The 17,075-nt window shown below is 69.0% G+C and carries 13 protein-coding genes; 8 read left to right on the top strand and 5 right to left on the bottom strand.

The window, feature by feature from the left end:
• Positions 1–115 precede the first annotated feature (115 nt).
• Complete coding sequence (locus ABD366_RS41995; protein ID WP_324777127.1) at positions 116–1,288, top strand: IS4 family transposase; 1,173 nt, start codon at positions 116–118, stop codon at positions 1,286–1,288.
• 511 nt (positions 1,289–1,799) lie between these two features.
• Here ABD366_RS41995 and ABD366_RS41990 read toward each other — a convergent pair.
• Together ABD366_RS41990 and ABD366_RS41985 are read right to left on the bottom strand one after the other, a co-directional pair.
• Complete coding sequence (locus ABD366_RS41990; protein WP_324777129.1) at positions 1,800–3,203, bottom strand: lipase family protein; 1,404 nt, start codon at positions 3,201–3,203, stop codon at positions 1,800–1,802.
• A 94-nt stretch (positions 3,204–3,297) separates the two neighbouring features.
• Positions 3,298–4,902: a GMC oxidoreductase gene (locus ABD366_RS41985; RefSeq protein ID WP_324777131.1), complete on the bottom strand. Its 1,605-nt coding sequence runs from the start codon at positions 4,900–4,902 to the stop codon at positions 3,298–3,300.
• A 329-nt stretch (positions 4,903–5,231) separates the two neighbouring features.
• Here ABD366_RS41985 and ABD366_RS41980 point away from each other — a divergent pair, with 329 nt between their 5' ends.
• Together ABD366_RS41980 and ABD366_RS41975 are read left to right on the top strand one after the other, a co-directional pair.
• Positions 5,232–5,867 (top strand): TetR/AcrR family transcriptional regulator, encoded by a 636-nt coding sequence (locus ABD366_RS41980; RefSeq protein ID WP_324777166.1) that lies wholly within the window; start codon positions 5,232–5,234, stop codon positions 5,865–5,867.
• Between the two features lie 158 nt (positions 5,868–6,025).
• Positions 6,026–6,802, top strand: coding sequence for an FAD:protein FMN transferase (locus ABD366_RS41975; protein ID WP_324777133.1), 777 nt, complete (start codon positions 6,026–6,028; stop codon positions 6,800–6,802).
• Positions 6,803–7,543: 741 nt separating this feature from the next.
• Here ABD366_RS41975 and ABD366_RS41970 read toward each other — a convergent pair.
• Together ABD366_RS41970 and ABD366_RS41965 are read right to left on the bottom strand one after the other, a co-directional pair.
• The gene (locus tag ABD366_RS41970; protein ID WP_324777135.1) at positions 7,544–8,005 is read right to left on the bottom strand and encodes a DUF305 domain-containing protein; all 462 of its coding nucleotides are present in this window, start codon (positions 8,003–8,005) and stop codon (positions 7,544–7,546) included.
• A 675-nt stretch (positions 8,006–8,680) separates the two neighbouring features.
• Positions 8,681–8,944, bottom strand: coding sequence for an SHOCT domain-containing protein (locus ABD366_RS41965; RefSeq protein WP_324777137.1), 264 nt, complete (start codon positions 8,942–8,944; stop codon positions 8,681–8,683).
• A 366-nt stretch (positions 8,945–9,310) separates the two neighbouring features.
• On the opposite strand from ABD366_RS41965, the gene ABD366_RS41960 reads away from it, so the two are divergent.
• From ABD366_RS41960 to ABD366_RS41935, 5 genes are all read left to right on the top strand, one after another.
• Entirely contained in the window at positions 9,311–9,442 is a 132-nt protein-coding gene (locus ABD366_RS41960; protein WP_324777139.1) for a hypothetical protein, read from the top strand.
• A gap of 1,045 nt (positions 9,443–10,487) precedes the next feature.
• Complete coding sequence (locus tag ABD366_RS41950) at positions 10,488–11,285, top strand: universal stress protein (protein WP_344443561.1); 798 nt, start codon at positions 10,488–10,490, stop codon at positions 11,283–11,285.
• A gap of 244 nt (positions 11,286–11,529) precedes the next feature.
• Entirely contained in the window at positions 11,530–15,150 is a 3,621-nt protein-coding gene (locus ABD366_RS41945) for a hydantoinase B/oxoprolinase family protein (protein ID WP_324777140.1), read from the top strand.
• 681 nt (positions 15,151–15,831) lie between these two features.
• Positions 15,832–16,206 carry a hypothetical protein gene (locus tag ABD366_RS41940; protein WP_324777142.1) on the top strand — a complete coding sequence of 125 codons (375 nt, stop codon included), beginning with the start codon at positions 15,832–15,834 and terminating at the stop codon, positions 16,204–16,206.
• Positions 16,207–16,399: 193 nt separating this feature from the next.
• Positions 16,400–16,753: an ArsR/SmtB family transcription factor gene (locus ABD366_RS41935; protein WP_324777170.1), complete on the top strand. Its 354-nt coding sequence runs from the start codon at positions 16,400–16,402 to the stop codon at positions 16,751–16,753.
• A 56-nt stretch (positions 16,754–16,809) separates the two neighbouring features.
• Here ABD366_RS41935 and ABD366_RS41930 read toward each other — a convergent pair whose 3' ends face one another.
• Positions 16,810–17,040, bottom strand: coding sequence for a hypothetical protein (locus ABD366_RS41930; RefSeq protein ID WP_324777144.1), 231 nt, complete (start codon positions 17,038–17,040; stop codon positions 16,810–16,812).
• Positions 17,041–17,075: the final 35 nt, after the last annotated feature.

The raw sequence follows: 17,075 nt of genomic DNA, 5'->3' as shown, positions 1-17,075 counted from the left end.
CTGCGACACAGCCGGATTCGCCAGCGCTTGACCACCCAAGATCACCAACAGAGTCACGCCGTTGTCTTAGCTGCTCGGCGTAGGCTTCTGCGTACTGCTCTCGGGGGTGGTGCCGATGTCTGCGAGTGTGTCTGACTTATCGGGTCTGGGGTTGCTGACCTGGGTGTATCCGCCGGGTCTGGTGGATCGTGTGGTGGCTGCCTGTGGGCGCATGGAGCAACGCCGACGCCTGTTGCCGGCCCGGCTGGTGGTGTACTTCGTACTCGGCCTGGCGCTGTTCTCGCCCGCTCCCTATCTGGATGTGATGCGGCACCTGGTCGAGGGCCTGCGGGGCCTGGGACTGTTGGGCGAGTGGCGTATTCCGGCGAAGTCCTCGCTGTTTAGGGCCCGGCAGCGGCTGGGGAGTGAGCCGCTGCGAGTGCTGTTTACCACGACGGCGAAACCGCTGGGCACCGACGCCACGCCCGGAGTGTTCTGGCGGGGCCTGCGGCTGCTGGCGGTGGACGGCACCTGCTGGGATGTAGCCGACACGGTGGCCAATGAGGCCGCCTTCGGTCGTCCGGGCAATGCCCGCGGCCCGGACAAGAGTTCCTTCCCGCAGGTGCGGATGGCCTGCCTGGTAGAGACCGGCACGCATCTGGTCCTGGACGCGGAACTGGCCGGCTGCCGCACCGGGGAGGTCACTCTGGTCCGCCGCCTGCCCCGCTCCTGCGGGCCGGGCCAACTGGTCCTGGCCGACCGCGAGTTCCTCGGCGTGCCGTTGTGGCGGGCCTTCACCGCCAGCGGCGCCGATCTGTTGTGGCGGGTGCCCGCCAACCGCGTCCTGCCCGCCGACCGGGTGCTGCGGGACGGATCCTGGCTCTCGCGCATCCACGCCACGACCGACCCCGCCCACGATGATCCGGTCACCGTCCGGGTCCTGGCCTACCAGCTCGGCCACGCCGACCGGGCGGTGGCCGACTACCGGCTGGTGACCAGCCTCCTCGATGCCCGCCGCCACCCCGCCCGGCAACTGGCCGCGCTCTACCAGGAGCGCTGGGAGGTCGAGTCGGTCTTCGCCGAGCTCAAGACCCGCCAGCGCGGCGCCCATACCGTGCTCAGCAGCAAGACCCCGGACGGGGTGCTGCAGCAGATCTGGGCCCACCTGCTGGTTCACCGGGCCCTGCGCGAGCTCATGCTTCGAACCGCCACCTCCGGCGGCCTGGATCCGGACCGGATCTCTTTCACCGAGACCCTGCGCTCGGCCCGGCGCAGCGTGACCGTCACGCCGGGCAGTTTTTCCCCCTGACCTCCTGGTCAGAGCGCTGGTACTGCTCGAGCACGACCTACTGGAACGGCTCCTGCCGGCCAGACGCCTGCGCAGCCAGCCCCACGTCGTCAAACGCAAGATGTCCAACTACCGGCTCAAACGGGCCGAACACCACAACTGGCCCCAGCCCGCCCGCGCCGGCGTCCAAGCCGTCCGCATCCAACGACCCGAGCCCGCGGATCCGTAAAGCAACGGCATTGCGCCTAATCGACGGCTGTCTCACCGGCGGCAGACTTGAGCTGACCCACCATCCGACAACATCCCGAGAAGGTCAGTAACGAAGTACTACTAGGCTGAGGGGGCCTCGTACCGTACGCACCCGTGCCGCGCTGCCCGATGTGATCGGCAGCGCGGCACGGGTGCGACACAGGGCGCCGCCACAGATGTCCGGGCGGGGACCAGAGGTATGCCGTTGCCCGGCGGTCGACGACCGGGGCGGATGATGCCATCGGCTGTGACGCCGCGCTGGTGGCGTTCCGTGCGGGGCGGGTCAGGGTTGGAGCGGCATCGTCCAGCAGTTGGAGGTGGCCGGCTTGCCGGAGAGCCGGTCGGTCAGCCAGGAGATGGCGTCGCCCTGGTCGGTGATGAGGGGCACGAGGTGATTGGTGAGGATCTTGTCGCCGAGGTTCGGCAGCTTGATGGCGTCGTAGGTGACGTTGCCTCCCTTGCCGCACCAGTCCACGGCCAGCTGCCGGGCTTGGCTGTGCGGAACGATGTCGTCCTGGACGCCGGTGGCCACGCGCACCGGGCCGTTCGGCTTGAGCGTGCCGATGCGCTGTTTGTTGAGGGCGGCCTTCGCCAGTGGGTCGGCGGCGATGATGTCCCCGATGGACTTGCCGTTGCTGGTCCACTTGCTGCTCTTGGTGAAGCCGAGCCCGAAGAGGGCGTCGCCGACACACATGGTCGACGCGTCCTTCAGCGCGGCCCTGCCCGTATCGCTGATGTTCGCTTCGATGACCCCGCGCAGGTCGGGGTCGGCTTGCGCGAACCCGTTGATCGACCAGGCCAGAGCTCCGGCGAGCGCGCTGCCGTCGATGCCCTTGATGACGGAGGCCAGGTCCGCCGGTGGCGCGCCGGCGTAGGTGCCCGCGAGGGGGACGTCGGGGGCGTAGGAGGGCTGGAGTTCGGCGGCCGCCGCGCTGGCTCCACCGCCCTGGCTGTAGCCGTACAGGCCGGTCGGGGAGTCTTCGGTGACCGAGGCCCCGGGCACGGTGCGGGCGGCGCGGGCAGCGTCCAGGAGGGCGTGCCCTTGGTCGAGGCGGTTGACGTAGGTGTGCAGGCGGTCGGTGGCGCCGAGGCCGACGTAGTCGGTGAGGACAACTGCCGCGCCGGTGGCCAGGATCCGGTAGATGGCGAGGGCTTCGTAGCCCACCGAGACGGTGTCGCCGTTGAGGGTGAGCGGATGCTGCAGGGCGAAGGAGGGTGCGCACTGGTCGCCCTGGCCCATGGTGCCCGAGGCCACGGCCACCACCGGGCGCGGCCCGGATTTCTTCCAGGCGGCCGAGGGTTCTATGTAGGCGCCGGTCACCGCGACGGGCTGTCCCGTGGAGTCGGTGGACTTGTACATCAGGCGGGTTGCGGTGCCCGGCAGGGGGCGGCCCTCCAGGCCGGGGATGCTGAGGCCGAGCGGCAGTGGTTCGGTGCGGATCAATGCGCCGTTGGCAGTGGGGAGTTCAGCCGGCGGGTTGTAGAAGGCGGGGATGGTGACACCGCGGGAGACGACGGGTTCCGTCGCAGCCGCGGACGTCGGCACCGTCGACAGGCCGACGCAGACGGCGCCGGCGACGACACCGGCCAGCAGGCTCACACGGGTGGGAGCGGCGGCAGGGACTGTGGTCCGGTCCGGGCGGGCGGAACCGGACAGGGAACGGGAACGGGATCTGCGGTGGACCATGGGGATGGTGCTCCTCACGTGATCGTCGATCAGAGGCAGGTGCGGGTCAGAGGCGTGTTGCTGGACAGGTGGTGCGGCACGTGCGGGCCGGCGGTCAGATGACCGTGTCGATGTCGTGGGCCGTGATGGCGTCCATGGCCCTTTCGGCGACCGCGGCGATGGTCATGGACGGGTTGCAGGCGCCGGTGGTGCCGGGGATCAGCGCCCCGTCGAGCACGTAGAGGCCACGTTGGCCCCGCACGCGGCCTTCCAGGTCGCACACGGTGCCCATCGGCGCGCCGCCCAGCGGATGCCAGGTGCTGTTGACCAGGGCGTTCGTGTCCGTCAGGACGCCGAGTCCCCGGGAGATCTCCGCAACGCGCCGCTGGATGGTCCGGTGGCTTCCGGTGTCGCCGTTGCGGGGCCAGTGCAGCGACACGCTGTCGGTGGCGGCGTCGTAGCGGAACCGGCCGCGATCTGGGCTTACCCCGAAGCCGACCAGCATGGTGGTCCGGGCGTCGATGCCCAGGGGTGGCAGTGAGGCCTGGATGACGGTGTTCGCGGTAGCGGGGTCCTCCCACGCCTTGCTGCCGTAGACCACGGGGCCGCCCTGCTCGCTTCCGAAGTCCTCCTGCAGGTTCGTCCAGGCGTAGATGCGGTCGCCGTTGGTGCCCCATTGCTCGCCGAGCCCGTCGGGCAGATCGGGGATGGCGCCGGTGGCCCCCGCGCGTACGAGGAGCTTGCTGGTGTTGATGCTGCCGGCCGCCATGATCAGGGCACGGGCGGAGAGGATCTTCTGTTCCAGGACGCGTCCCGTGTCGTCGGTGCGGTCGACATGCACCTCCCAACTGCCATCGGCGACCCGGGCCACTGAGGTGACGTTGTGGTGGGTCGCCACGGTGACCTTGCCGGTTGCCTCGGCCTGCTGGAGGTAGGTCACGTCGACGGAGTTCTTGCCCCCGTTGTTCACGCCGAGCGCGCAGTCCCCGTTCGTGTACGACGGCTTCATCTCGCCGCGCAGTTCGGCCAGGGCGTAGTCCCAGTCGATCGGCATCGGGATCTTCGAGAGGTCGTAGCCGGCCTTGCGCACCCGCTCGGCGAACACCCGGGCCGCGTAGTACGTGGGGGAGTCGATCAGTGCTTGGGGCGCTGTCGCCGCGCCGAGCATGGCCGCGACCCGCGGGTAGTGGAGCCGGTCCATGCGCGGGTAGTCGAGCTCTTCGGGAAGCCAGGTGTTGAACACGGCCTGCGAGGGCTGGAGGGTCATGCCCTGGTAGACGAGGGAGCCGCCGCCGACCCCGGCCGCGCAGACGCTCAGGATGTTCTCTCCGAGTACGGGTTCCAGGAGCCCCGTGTAGGGGGTGAAGTCGAGCGGGGTGCCGATCAGCCGGGCGAGGGGCCTGAGGGCGGCCGGGAGGGTTCCGTACCAGAGCATCCGCTTGTCGAGCCCCGAGACATGCGGGAACGTCTCCGCGTTCGGCCCCGTGGGCCACCGCCGCCCGCGTTCCAGAACGGTCACCGGTACCCCGGCCTGTGCCAGCCTGAGCGCCGCCACGCCGCCCCCGAAACCGGATCCGATGATGACGGTGCGGTGGTCTTCCCTGGTCAGTCGTACGCGGGCCGGTGCGGGTGCAGCCGAGGCGGCCGGTGCCGGTAGGGCTGCGGCGGCCGTAAGTCCTGCGGCGCCGGTGAGCAGGGCGCGCCTGCTGGGAATGGGCATGGCTGACTCCTTGACGGGGTTCGGGAAAGTCCTGGTGGTCTTCGCAAAGGCTCGACGAGCGAGAGCGCCGACGACCGGTGGCCGTGGGTCGAGAGCGCAGCGTTCGGAATGGCGCGGGGAGGACGTGGGGGATGGCGGGGGGGATGGCGCGTGCGTTGAATGGCGCGTGCATGACAAATAGACAGCGGGAGCGCTGTGGTTACCCGCTGGTTACTTACGGCAGCGTAGGTTGACGTGTCACTCGCTGACAAGGCGTCTGCATGAGTCATTTCCGGACGCCTTGGTTATGCTGCGCCATCAACGGAAGGTGGGGGACAAGCGTGCGCGAGATGCCATACCCGGACGGCAGGCGGACGCCGGAGACGCAAACCCGGCCCCTCCTGGCCCAGCGGCGCAAGGAGGCCCTCCGCCTCGAGATCGCCCAAGAAGCTGTCCGCCTGTTCACCTCGCAGGGCGTCACCGCCACCACCGGGGAACAGATCGCCCAGGCTGTCGGCATCTCCGCCCGCACCATGTGGCGACACTTCCCCACCAAGGAAAGCTGCGTCCTGCCCCTCCTCACGGCAGGACTCGACTTCGCGATGGCTCAACTGCGCCACTGGCCACCGCAGATGAGCCTGCTGGACTACTTCACCCAGATCTGCCGCGAGAGCGAACTGCCTCCCGTCACCCCCGTCATCCTTGACCTGATACGCATGACCTCCACCGACCCGGCACTGCGGAGCGTCTGGCTTCAGGCCCACAACGACGCGCTGCCCGTGCTGCGAGAACTCCTCGCCCAGCGTTCCAACGGCACCGCGGACGATCTCCGGGTCCAGGTGCACGCGGCAACGCTCAACGGCGCGCTGCGCGCCGCGGCGGAAGAATTCGCCCGCCCTCCCGCAGCCGGCAGCGAGACCTCGAACGACATCGCCGCCTGCCTCCTCGCCGCCCTGCGCGCAGCCTCAGAGGGCCTTCCCTACTGACCCACCCGAAACCAGAAGCCTCCTGCGCGTCCGTTTTGTCGTCCGGTGGTCGCGTAGTCGTGGGAGCGGTGTGGTCTGCATCAGGGAACCTCAGGGCGGGGCGAGCTACACGAGCCGGGGCTACACGCAGTCTCTGCAGAGCGCCTTGGACCAGGCCCATGCCTGACTCCACACCCGGACCGGGCGGACTGTGTCACGTGGAACACGTGATGGGCACCGTCTTCTCCTTCGACGTCCGAGACCGGCCGACCCCTGCCATCCGCCACGCTCTCGCAGAGGCCGTGCGTCACCTGCACCGAGTCGATGCCGTCTTCTCCACCTACCGGCCCGACAGCCACATCAGCCGCCTCGACCGTGGCGAGATCCGCCTGAAGGACTGTCCCCCCGAGGTCTACGAAGTCCTGTCCCTCTGTGCGCGGGCCACCCACGACAGCGACGGCTGGTTCAGTGTCGTCCCCGCCGGAAGCCTCGACCCCTCCGGACTCGTCAAGGGCTGGGCCACCGAAGCGGTCTCGCAACTCCTCTACGAAGCGGGCGCGCGCCACACGTGCGTCAATGGCGGCGGTGACCTGGAACTCCGCGGCCTCGCCGGACCGGGCACCGCGTGGCGCATCGGCATCGCCCACCCGTTGCGCCCCGGCGCGCTGGCCACCGTCATCACCGCGGCCCACGACATGGCCATCGCCACCTCCGGCACCGCCGAACGCGAGGTTCACATCATGGACCCGCACAGGGGGGAGCCCGCCACCGCCTTCGCCTCCATCACTCTCGTGGGGCCCCGCCTGACACTGACCGACACCTACGCCACTGCCGCTTTCGCCCGAGGCGACGGCGCACTGGAATGGGTCGAAGCACTCGAGGACCACGAGGCACTCGCGATCCTGCCTGACGGTCGGGAGCGGCGGACACGAGGATTCCACCGTTATGGATCGTGAAGCCGACCCAGGACACGGTCCTGACGGGCGATCGACGGTCGATTGCCGTGTCGCGCGGACGCTCGGTCCGGTCATGCCCGGGGGACCGGTGGCGTCGGGCAACGGTGAAGAGCACGGCATCCGCGGCCGGGGTCGTGCCGGCCGCGCCGCCGTTGTCCGGTTTCCCGCGGGGGCCGAGGAGCCGTCGTCGTCCGGTGCGGCTGTTGCGCCGCCGGATGCCGAGCCGGTACCGCCGGTGGAGGGGGTCGCAACCGGGCATCAGGTCCAACGCAGTCGAGCCGGGATCCACCGCGACCGGCCAGACCGCGGCCCGCGGAATCGGCAGGGCGCCGGAGCAGAGCGCCGAAGGCGTCGTGCGTCTCGCAACTCTCGACGCGGACGGAGGGGCTCGTGCCCCAGGCCGAACTCCGCACCCCCTTCCGCCGACGCGATCACCGCGGTCTGCGCCGGGCGGCGAGCCGAGGAGCCCAAGCGGAGAAGAGGTGCCGAGGCCCGCAACGAGCGACACCGTGAGGTCATCGGAGACAAGCCGCGCCGCGAGGCCGTAGGAGTACAGGTGGAACGGCATGTGGTGCAAGGGCCCGTGCGCCCGGATGCGCGGATGGACCTTGTCCCGGTCGCGCCACTGTCACAACCATTCGGTGGGAATCAGAGGTCGTGTCAGCAGAGTTGCTCCGCCGGGCGTGACGGTGCAAAACCGTGGCGGGCGGCCGTTCCTGACTCGCGACGGCGGCATGCGCGCTACTTGCCGAGCATGCCGTTCATCTCGGTGATCTGGGCCGACTGCGAAAGGACAATGGACTTCGCCATCGTCCTGCAGAGGTGGTGTGCGCCCTTGGCCCGCTCGGTCTTCGCCATCTCGACCGCGCCCAGATGATGGTGAATCATCATCCGCAGGAACTGCATGTCGAAGGCCTCACCAGACAGGCCCATCAGCTTCTTCATGTCGGCGGGCGACATCATGCCGGGAGTCGGCGAGTGGCCCATACCCGGCATGCTTCCCATGCCGGGCGTGCCGTCGTCCGGAACCTTCTCGCCGAAGGACCTCAACCAGCCCGCCATGGTGGTGATTTCCGGGCGCTGAGCCTGCTTGATCTTCGATGCCAACTCCTTCACCTGCGGGGAGGGCGTCCGTGATGCGGCCAGGTCGGCCATGGCCACGGCCTGCTGGTGGTGCGAGATCATCTGCTGTGCGAAGGCCACGTCCTGAGCGTTGTGGCTGCCGTGCGCGGCGGAGTCGGTGGCCGAGGGGCCCGCGGAGGTAGTCGGCCTCGTTTCGTGGCCGGAGCGCCCGGACGGGGACGCGGAGGGATGGCTGCTTCCGCAGGCGGCCAGGGCGACCGCGGCGATCGCGGCAGCGGCCAGGGGGGCAGTCCGGCGGACGAGGCAATTGCGAGACGCCATGAGAAGGACAACTCCTCGGAGTGCCCGCCAGCGCAATCAGGGCGGGCCGGGCAAAATCAGCGGGTGCAGCCCCACCGCGCATGTTCCGACGGTGTGGGTCGCGAGCACGCCCCTGAGGCCGCACCTGACAGATGCTGATATCCCTTACTGGCACCAGGGGTGGGCGGGGAGTGGATCCCTGACGGTTCCACCGACATCAGCACGACATGCGGACCTGTCACCTGGCATGCCAGCCGGGGACAGAAGGACTCACTCTCGAGCGGGTGCGAGTGCGGGACACCATGGGCTCATCGTAGGCAGCCTCTCGGCACATGACAGGACAAAACAGGCCCAGCCTCTCCGTCTTGTCAGCGAATGCCATCACTTCCTCCTACTCGGCATCTCCTGCTCGACATCGAACCCCCGGCGGAGCCTGGCCCGGTTCGCACTTGTTGCCGTCTGTCCACGGGACGCGACCTGTGCGGCCTGCGACTCTCAGGGTTTGGTGAGGGGGCTCGCGTGCAGTGTGTTCAGGCGGCGCCGGTATTCGTCGTCCTCGATGTCCCCGCGGGCCAGCCTTTCCCGAAGGATGTCCTCCGCCGAACGCGCGGCCTGGGAGTGGGTGCGCTCCTGAGGCCGGTTCACGGCGCGGAAGAGCAGCACGGCAACTGTGACGATCAGTGCCCAGAACAGGATCATGCCTGCCGACATCGCGAACCAGCCCCAGCCGCCGACGTTGTGGTCGTACCAGAACATCATCGCCATTCACCTGCTTCGGCCTCGCTCCGTGGCCGGGACGCGTAAGCGCACCCAGCGCTTATTGCTTTCTCTCACATCGTCCCGCGTGCGGGGCGGGGAGGGCCGGGGCCGGGCGGTCCAAGGCCCACGGGCCATTGCGCCCCTGCCGGTACGGGTGTACGCGCGTGGAGGGAACGGAGACACTGACGGACGTCATCGCGGTGGCGCCCGGCGCTTCGTCGAGCGTTCTGAGGCGCCGGAGCGGTCAGCCGGACCGTCGATGACCTGTACAAAACCATGTAGGTCTTCCGTTCCACCATCTTCCGTCTTCGGACTTCGCGTGGGCCACGGGAAGGAGCCGTCACGGCCTCGGGTCTGCGAGTCCGGGTGGCTCAGGCGCCGGAGTCGGTGGCGGTGTCCTTCTATTTCACGCCGACGCTGCGCATGAAGGGTCCGGGGGACACCGAGGTGGTGTGCGGCCTGGCCCCCGCGCCGCCGCGGTACGAGTACGCGCCCTGAGGCGAGGTGCCGGGGCCGGACGTACCCCTGTGAAAGGTCCGACAGGCCCCGAGCGCGGGGCCGTTCACTGGATCGGCGCGGTCGTTCGGCACGCGGCGTCCGCGCCGCGACGGCGCGAGAGCCGGTCGTGCAAGGCACATTCACCGACCCTCGTCGAAGGGGCCGCGTCATGACAGTCCACGCCCCTCCTCACCGCAAAGGAGGATTCCATCTGCCGTCCGTCCGTCGGCACGTGGTCTCCGCACGCGACACCGTGGTGGGCCGAGACAGGCACCTTCAGCGCCCAGGCCTACGCATTCGGGAGCCCGCGCATCCTGACCGGCTCCGTCTTCCTGTGGGCCTGCCTCGACAAGACCTTCGGATTCGGCCACGCCACCCCTTCGGGCAAGGGCCTCCTCAGCGGAGTCACCGCCGGGCCGATGGAGTCGACGTTCCACTCCTGGGCCGGCGACACCTGGGCCGCCAGTTGCACCACGAACTGCGTCGCCCCCATGGTCAAAGTCCTGCACGAGAACTCGTCGGGCGCCGGGGGAGGTCGTTCCGGTCGACGGCCGGGTGGAGAGTGCTGTCGCCGTCCTCGACGAATCCGTCCTAGGCCGGTGCCGGGCTCTCCAGGGGGCGGAAGATCGCTCGCTGAATGCAATGCTTTGCCGTCAGAGCGGGTTACGGCAGGCCCGAACTGGTCACTGACCAGTCACGACAGTACACATCGTCTCCGCACGTATGGCGATGTGCTACTTGTAGTGGGAAGACGGCAGCGCAGTCGGTGCGCGTAGGTAGCGGACGCACGCCTTCGGCGCCCCTCGGGGTCGCGCCCCTGCCCTCGGTCTGCGCGATGGCACGTATCCGCTGACCGGCACACAAGGTGCCGACTCGCATGGCCCTCGCATGGCCACGGCACAGCGCGCGGAGGAGGCACCACCGTGCTGTTTGCTGCCTCTTCCACGTAGCGCCACCTCGGACCGCCGAACTAGGCTTTTGATGTCGCCAGTTGATCCGACGCTGGGCCGAGTGGTCGCGTCCTGGATCTCTTGGATCGACCGCGATGACGAGGCGGCACAGGGGGTGGACTGCCGTGATGCGACCGGTTGTCGTGGGCGTCGATGGGTCGTTGCGGTGCGAGGAGGGGGTGCGCTGGGCGGTTGGCGAGGCCAGGGTGCGCGGTGTGCCTCTGCGGAGGGTGCACGTCGCACCGAGCCTGGAGATGCAGCTGCCACCGAGGGTGCGCGCCCAACTCGGCGGAGAACTGAACCTGTCGACGAACGCGGGAGTTCTGCTCGTCGGCCGCGTGGCGCCCACTCTCCTGGCGATCGGGGCGACGGCCGAGCTGGTCGTCCTTGGCCTGCGGGGAGTGGGTGGTCATGCGGGACTTCGCCTGGGGTCCGTGGCGCAGGCCGTCGTCGCGAGCTGCGCCCGGCCGGTGGCCCTCGTTCCGCTGCGGCCGCAGGCGAAGACGCTGCAACACCGTCCGAACAAGGTGACACTCGCGGTGGATGCCCACAACGTGGCGGACGCCGCCGTGGACTTCGCGTTCGATGCGGCTCAGTGCCGCAAGGCCGCGGTGCGCGCTCTGTACTTGGGGACGGGCAGTGAGGGACCTGGTTGGGAGAGGGCAGCAGGGGGCCTCCTCACCGAGGCGTTGCAGCCATGGCGGGAGAAGTATCCGGCGACACGCGTCCGAGCGGCCGCGTGCCGGGCGGCTGCACCCGTCGAGGCGCTCGCGCGGGCTTCGGCCGGCTCACAAATGCTGGTCGTGGGACGGCATCACAGCGGCGCCCTGAGCCCGATGGTGCAGGCCCTGTTGTGCGTAGGTCAGTGCCCGGTCGTGGTGGTCCCGGCGTAGTCGAGTGCGCTGCCGGACCGGCGAGGGAGTTTTCGTTCCCGGGCGTGCGAGGTTCGTTGCCGCAAGGGGCCGATGACCGCCGACGGCACCGGGCACCGGGCACCGGGCACCGAGGGAACCGGCGCCACCGTGCTCCGGCCCTGATCAGTTCACACACAGGCCGGACGCGTCCGCTGGTGCACGACCACCGAACCTGCCGTACGAGGGCGTGTCAACCGGCATGGTCGGCGCGCACACTGGGCGTATGACCGGGCGTTGGCAGTTCTGGATCGACCGGGGCGGCACCTTCACGGACGTGGTGGCGGTGACACCGGAGTCCGAGGTGGTCAGCCGCAAGCTGCTGTCGGAGCGGCCCGAGGCGTACCGGGACGCCGCGGTCGCCGGGATCCGGCTGGTTCTCGGTCTGGAGGCGGGTGAGCCGATTCCCGCCGACCGGATCGAGGTGGTGAAGATGGGAACCACTGTTGCCACCAACGCCCTGCTGACCCACACCGGTGAGCCGACGGTTCTGGTCACCACTCGGGGCTTCAGGGATGCACTGCGCATCGCCTACCAGAACCGCCCGCGTATCTTCGACCGCCGCATTCTGATCCCCGAGGCCCTGTATGAGCGGGTGATCGAGGTAGACGAACGGGTGTGCGCGCAGGGTGAGGTGGTGCGACCGCCAGATCTGGACGGAGCGTGCGAGGCGCTCGACGCGGCGTTCGTGGACGGGCTGCGCAGCGCCGCGATCGTCTTCCTGCACGGCTACCGCCATTCCGCACACGAGGCGGCCGTCGCCGAGGCGGCCCGCGCAATCGGCTTCACGCAGGTCAGTTGCTCGCACGAGGTGAGCCCCCTGATCAAACTGGTGCCCCGGGGCGACACCACGGTGGTCGACGCCTACCTCTCACCCGTCCTGCGCCGTTACGTCGATCAGGTGGCGGGCGAACTGGGCGGCGTACGGTTGATGTTCATGCAGTCCGGGGGTGGGTTGCGCGAGGCGGGCCACTTCAGGGGCAAGGACGCCGTGTTGTCCGGCCCGGCGGGCGGCGTCGTCGGCATGGCCCGCGCGGCACGCCGGGCGGGGCACCGCCGGGCGATCGGCTTTGACATGGGCGGCACCTCGACCGATGTGTCCCACTACGCGGGCGAGATCGAACGCGTCATGGGCACCCAGGTCGCCGGTGTGCGGATGCGGGCGCCGATGACCGACATCCACACCGTCGCCGCGGGCGGGGGTTCGGTACTGCACTTCGACGGGATGCGCTACCGCGTCGGACCCGACTCGGCCGGCGCTGATCCAGGCCCGGTCTGCTACCGGCGCGGCGGCCCGCTGACCGTCACCGACGCCAATGTGATGCTGGGCCGTCTCCAAGGCGGCTTCTTCCCCCGGGTGTTCGGCAAGGACGGAGATCAGCCGCTGGACGTGGCCTCGGTCCGGGCTCGCTTCACCGAACTTTCCGAGCGCACCGCCGCTGAGACCGGGCGGCGCCGCAGCCCGGAAGAGGTCGCGGCGGGCTTCCTCGACATCGCCCTACTCAACATCGCCAACGCCGTGAAAAAGATCTCCGTGCAACGCGGCCGCGACATCACCCGTTACGCCTTGGTCGCCTTCGGCGGCGCGGGCGGTCAGCACGCCTGTGCCGTCGCCGACCGGCTCGGCATCAACACCGCCCTGATCCCGCCGCTCGCCGGGGTGCTCTCCGCGTACGGCATCGGCATGGCGGACGCGGTCGCGCTGCGCGAACGTTCCGTGGAAGCCGTCCTCGACGCGCCGGAGACGGCCGACCGCGTCGAGACCGTCCGCAGGGAGCTGACAGAACGGGCGCGCACGCAGCTGCGCGAGGACGGCGTACCGGACACCACGGTCCGCGCCACTGCCCGCGCGCTCCTGCGCTACGACGGCACCGACTTCGCGCTGCCGGTGCCCCTCGGCCAAGCCGAGGAGATGCGGGTCGCCTCCGCCCGTGACCACCGCGACCGCTACGGCTTCACCATGGACAGGCCACTGATCGTGGAAGCCGTCGCAGTTGAGGCCACCGGTTCCTCCGGCCCGCGCACCACCACGGCGACGATGCCGTCACCGCGCACTGGCCCACTGCGGCCGGCCGCCGTCGTGCGGATGTTCACCGCCGGCAAGTGGCAGCCCACACGCCTTCACCGCCGTGAGGACATCCGAGACGGCGACATGATCGAAGGCCCGGCGATCGTCGCCGAAGTGGACGGGACGACGGTCGTCGATCCGGGTTGGCGTGCCACGGCCGACGGCCACGGCGATCTCGTCCTCACCCGCTCCCATCCGCGTCGGCCCCGTACCGCCATCGGTACGAACGTCGACCCGGTGATGCTGGAGGTCTTCAACAACCTGTTCATGTCCATCGCCGAACAGATGGGCGTTCGGCTCGAGAGCACCGCCCACTCGGTCAACATCAAGGAACGCCTCGACTTCTCCTGCGCGCTGTTCGACCCGGACGGCAACCTCATCGCCAACGCGCCCCACATCCCCGTGCACCTGGGCTCGATGGGCGAGTCCATCAAGGAGGTCCTGCGCCGGAGCGAGGGGGAGATCCGGCCCGGTGACGTCTACGCCATCAACGACCCCTATCACGGTGGGACTCACCTCCCCGACGTCACCGTCGTCAGCCCTGTGTTCAACGAAAGCGGCGACCGGATGCTCTTCCTTGTCGCCTCGCGCGGCCACCACGCCGAGATCGGCGGCATCAGCCCGGGCTCCATGCCCGCGTTCAGCGCCACCATCGACGAAGAGGGTGTGCTCTTCGACAACTGGCTCCTTGCGCGCGACGGCCTATTCCGCGAGGCCGAGACCCGGGACCTGCTCACGAAGGCCCGATATCCCTCGCGTGATCCGGAAACGAACCTCGCCGACCTGCGTGCGCAGATCGCGGCCAACGAAAAGGGCATCCAGGAACTGCGCCGAGTCATCGACCAGTTCGGCCTCGACGTCGTGCACGCATACATGCGGCACGTTCAGGACAATGCCGAGGAATGCGTACGCCGTATCATCGCGACCCTCGACGACGGCACACACCGCTACGAGACCGACAACGGTGCCGTCATCCAGGTCGCCCTGCGCGTGGACCGCGAACAGCGCAGCGCCGTACTGGACTTCGCCGGCACCTCACCTCAGCAGACCGGCAACCTGAACGCGCCGTCCTCCGTCGTCATGGCCGCCGTGCTGTACGTCTTCCGCACCCTCGTCGCCGACGACATCCCGCTCAACAGCGGCTGCCTCAAACCCCTCGACATACGCGTCCCGCCCGGTTCCATGCTCGCGCCCGCGCATCCGGCCGCCACTGTCGCCGGCAACGTGGAGACCTCCCAGGCCGTCACCGGTGCCCTGTACGCCGTACTGCGAGCCCAGGCCGAGGGCTCCGGCACGATGAACAACGTGACCTTCGGCAACGAGCGACTCCAGTACTACGAGACCGTGGCCTCCGGCTCCGGCGCGGGCGACGGCTTCGATGGCACGGACGCTGTACAGACGCACATGACCAACTCCCGGCTGACGGATCCAGAGATTCTGGAGTGGCGCTACCCCGTGCGCGTGGAGGACTTCCGTATCCGCGCGGGCAGTGCGGGGGCGGGCCGATGGCACGGTGGGTGCGGGGTGGAACGGCGGATCCGCTTCGCGGAGCCGATGACGGTCGCGGTCCTGTCCGGGCACCGCCGCATCCCGCCATACGGTATGGCGGGCGGCGCACCGGGCGCTCCCGGTCAAAACCTGATCGAACGCTCCGCCGGGCACACCGAGTTGCTGCGTGGCTGCGACACGACGGACGTCACCGACGGTGACGTGCTGGTGATCCGCACGCCCGGCGGAGGCGGGTACGGATCGACGGACGACGGCCGTACCGCACGCTGAAACGGCTGTTTCGGGCGTCTGGAACGATGTGCCCGTGCATGCTGATGATCAGGTTGGCGAGGGTGCCTTCGCGGAACTAGCGGTGTTTCTCGGGAACGCAGTCGACGGCCAGCCGGTGAAGATCGTCCTTTCCGTCTGCGTAACGAATGTCGGCTTCGCCGCGTGACGGGACGTGTGGACACGCGTGTTGCGCATCGTCGCACACGGCATGGTGCGTGAGGCGGAGAGCTGTCAGATCCCGGATGCCCGGCCACGGCACCCGGCCCGGGCGCGAGTGACCCGATCACTGTCCCGGGCAGCTCAGAGACTCCCGGGGTGCTGGAGCAGCGGAACGCGTACCGGCCACTCCCGCCGACCGGTACGCATTCCGTTCTCGAAGGCGGACCGGCTGGCGGCCGTGCAATCGGGCACGGCGGCCTGTCGGACGCGGTGTTGGCCGTGGGTGTTGTTCCACTCCACGGCTGCTTGGATCTGCTGGTCGCTCAGTCTCGTCTCGCGCCGGAGCTGCCTGGGCTTGATGCCGCCCGGACAGGCACGCACCGCGCGAGATTGCCTTACCGCATTGAACCGATCCGCCGCGGCCGTTTCCGGCATATGCCCCGTAGGGAGGCGGCCCAACGCCTACGTTCTCCTGCGGGGGGCCTGGAATCAGCCCTCGCTTTCTCTTCCCGAGGAGAATCCATGACCAGTGTGGAAGTGTCCCTCAAGAGTCTGTTGACCGAAGTCGAGGGATCGCTGGGAGCCGCAGTCGTCGACTACAACAGCGGTATGGCACTCGGCACCCTCGGCGGCGGCAAGGATCTCGATCTGAGTGTCGCCGCGGCCGGAAACACCGACGTGATCCGCGCCAAGATGCGCACCATGCAGACGCTGGGCCTCAAGGACAAGATCGAGGACATCCTGATCACCTTGGGTACCCAGTACCACCTCATCCGCCCTGCGACCGGAAGGTCCGGGAACGGCCTGTTCATCTACCTCGTCATCGACAAGGGCCGCTCGAACCTCGCCATGGCCCGTCATCACCTCAAGCGCACCGAGGAGTACCTGGAGGTCTGAGCGACCGTCCTCTCATTTGCCCGCTGCTTGAAGAACTTTTCAAGTCTCTATGTCTGCATCTGTCGAACTCTCGGCTTCGGCAGGCCCGGCGGGGCAAGAATTGGGCGACGCGCAGGGCGCGGCGAAACGCGAGGCCGTCGCGCCCCTCTCCGCTTTCCGCGGCCTCGTCCGAGTCAGGGAAGTGAGCGATCCCGTGCAGCGCCCCCTCTATCAGGTCAAAGCAGAGTTCTTCCGCATGCTCGGGCACCCTGTTCGCATCCGCGTTCTCGAACTGCTGCAGAACGGGCCGGTGTCGGTACGGGAGCTGCTCACCGATATCGACATCGAGCCCTCGAACCTCTCGCAACAACTCGCCGTGCTGCGCCGTTCCGGCATCGTCGTGTCCACCCGCGAGGGCACCGCGGTAACCTACGCCCTGGCTGGAGGCGATGTCGCCGAACTCCTCCGGGCGGCACGCCGCATCCTCACCGAACTTCTCGCCGGCCAAACCGCTCTGCTGGCCGAACTCCAAGACACCGAGCAACCTCCTGTGACGGCACGTCCCTGACCATCACCGAGACGATGCCGCATCCACGGTGCGCCGCTGGCTCAAGGACGACGCACTCAAGCCTTGGTAACCCCGCTCCTGGATTTCATCCGTGATCCGTGCTGTTCTCCGGCCTGCCGGCTCGGCTCACCGGGGCGCTGCACGGTCACAAGGAAGGCGGCCACGATGAGGACGCATGCGATGCCGGTCAGCAGGGTCCACCAGACGCCAGGTTGCGCCGCGGGCGCACGGTCGGCGAACGGGCAGGTGAACAGGCTGTGCTGCTTCAGTACGGTGGGCGCGTCCACCCTGCGGGCCCCCAGTCCTCAGCCCCCGGGCCGTG

This window comes from Streptomyces kunmingensis (assembly GCF_039533535.1).
In the GTDB taxonomy this organism is placed as follows: Bacteria; Actinomycetota; Actinomycetes; order Streptomycetales; family Streptomycetaceae; genus Streptomyces; species Streptomyces kunmingensis.
The sequence above is the reverse complement of the archived record's forward strand: the minus strand, read 5'-3'. Positions and strand labels throughout refer to the sequence as shown.

Excerpts from the sequence above, each read along its gene's own strand:
- ABD366_RS41995 (WP_324777127.1), top strand. The coding sequence starts at position 116 with ATGTCTGCGAGTGTGTCTGACTTATCGGGTCTGGGGTTGCTGACCTGG.
- ABD366_RS41990 (WP_324777129.1), bottom strand. The coding sequence starts at position 3,203 with ATGGTCCACCGCAGATCCCGTTCCCGTTCCCTGTCCGGTTCCGCCCGC.
- ABD366_RS41985 (WP_324777131.1), bottom strand. The coding sequence starts at position 4,902 with ATGCCCATTCCCAGCAGGCGCGCCCTGCTCACCGGCGCCGCAGGACTT.
- ABD366_RS41980 (WP_324777166.1), top strand. The coding sequence starts at position 5,232 with ATGCCATACCCGGACGGCAGGCGGACGCCGGAGACGCAAACCCGGCCC.
- ABD366_RS41975 (WP_324777133.1), top strand. The coding sequence starts at position 6,026 with ATGCCTGACTCCACACCCGGACCGGGCGGACTGTGTCACGTGGAACAC.
- ABD366_RS41965 (WP_324777137.1), bottom strand. The coding sequence starts at position 8,944 with ATGATGTTCTGGTACGACCACAACGTCGGCGGCTGGGGCTGGTTCGCG.
- ABD366_RS41950 (WP_344443561.1), top strand. The coding sequence starts at position 10,488 with ATGACGAGGCGGCACAGGGGGTGGACTGCCGTGATGCGACCGGTTGTC.
- ABD366_RS41945 (WP_324777140.1), top strand. The coding sequence starts at position 11,530 with ATGACCGGGCGTTGGCAGTTCTGGATCGACCGGGGCGGCACCTTCACG.
- ABD366_RS41940 (WP_324777142.1), top strand. The coding sequence starts at position 15,832 with ATGACCAGTGTGGAAGTGTCCCTCAAGAGTCTGTTGACCGAAGTCGAG.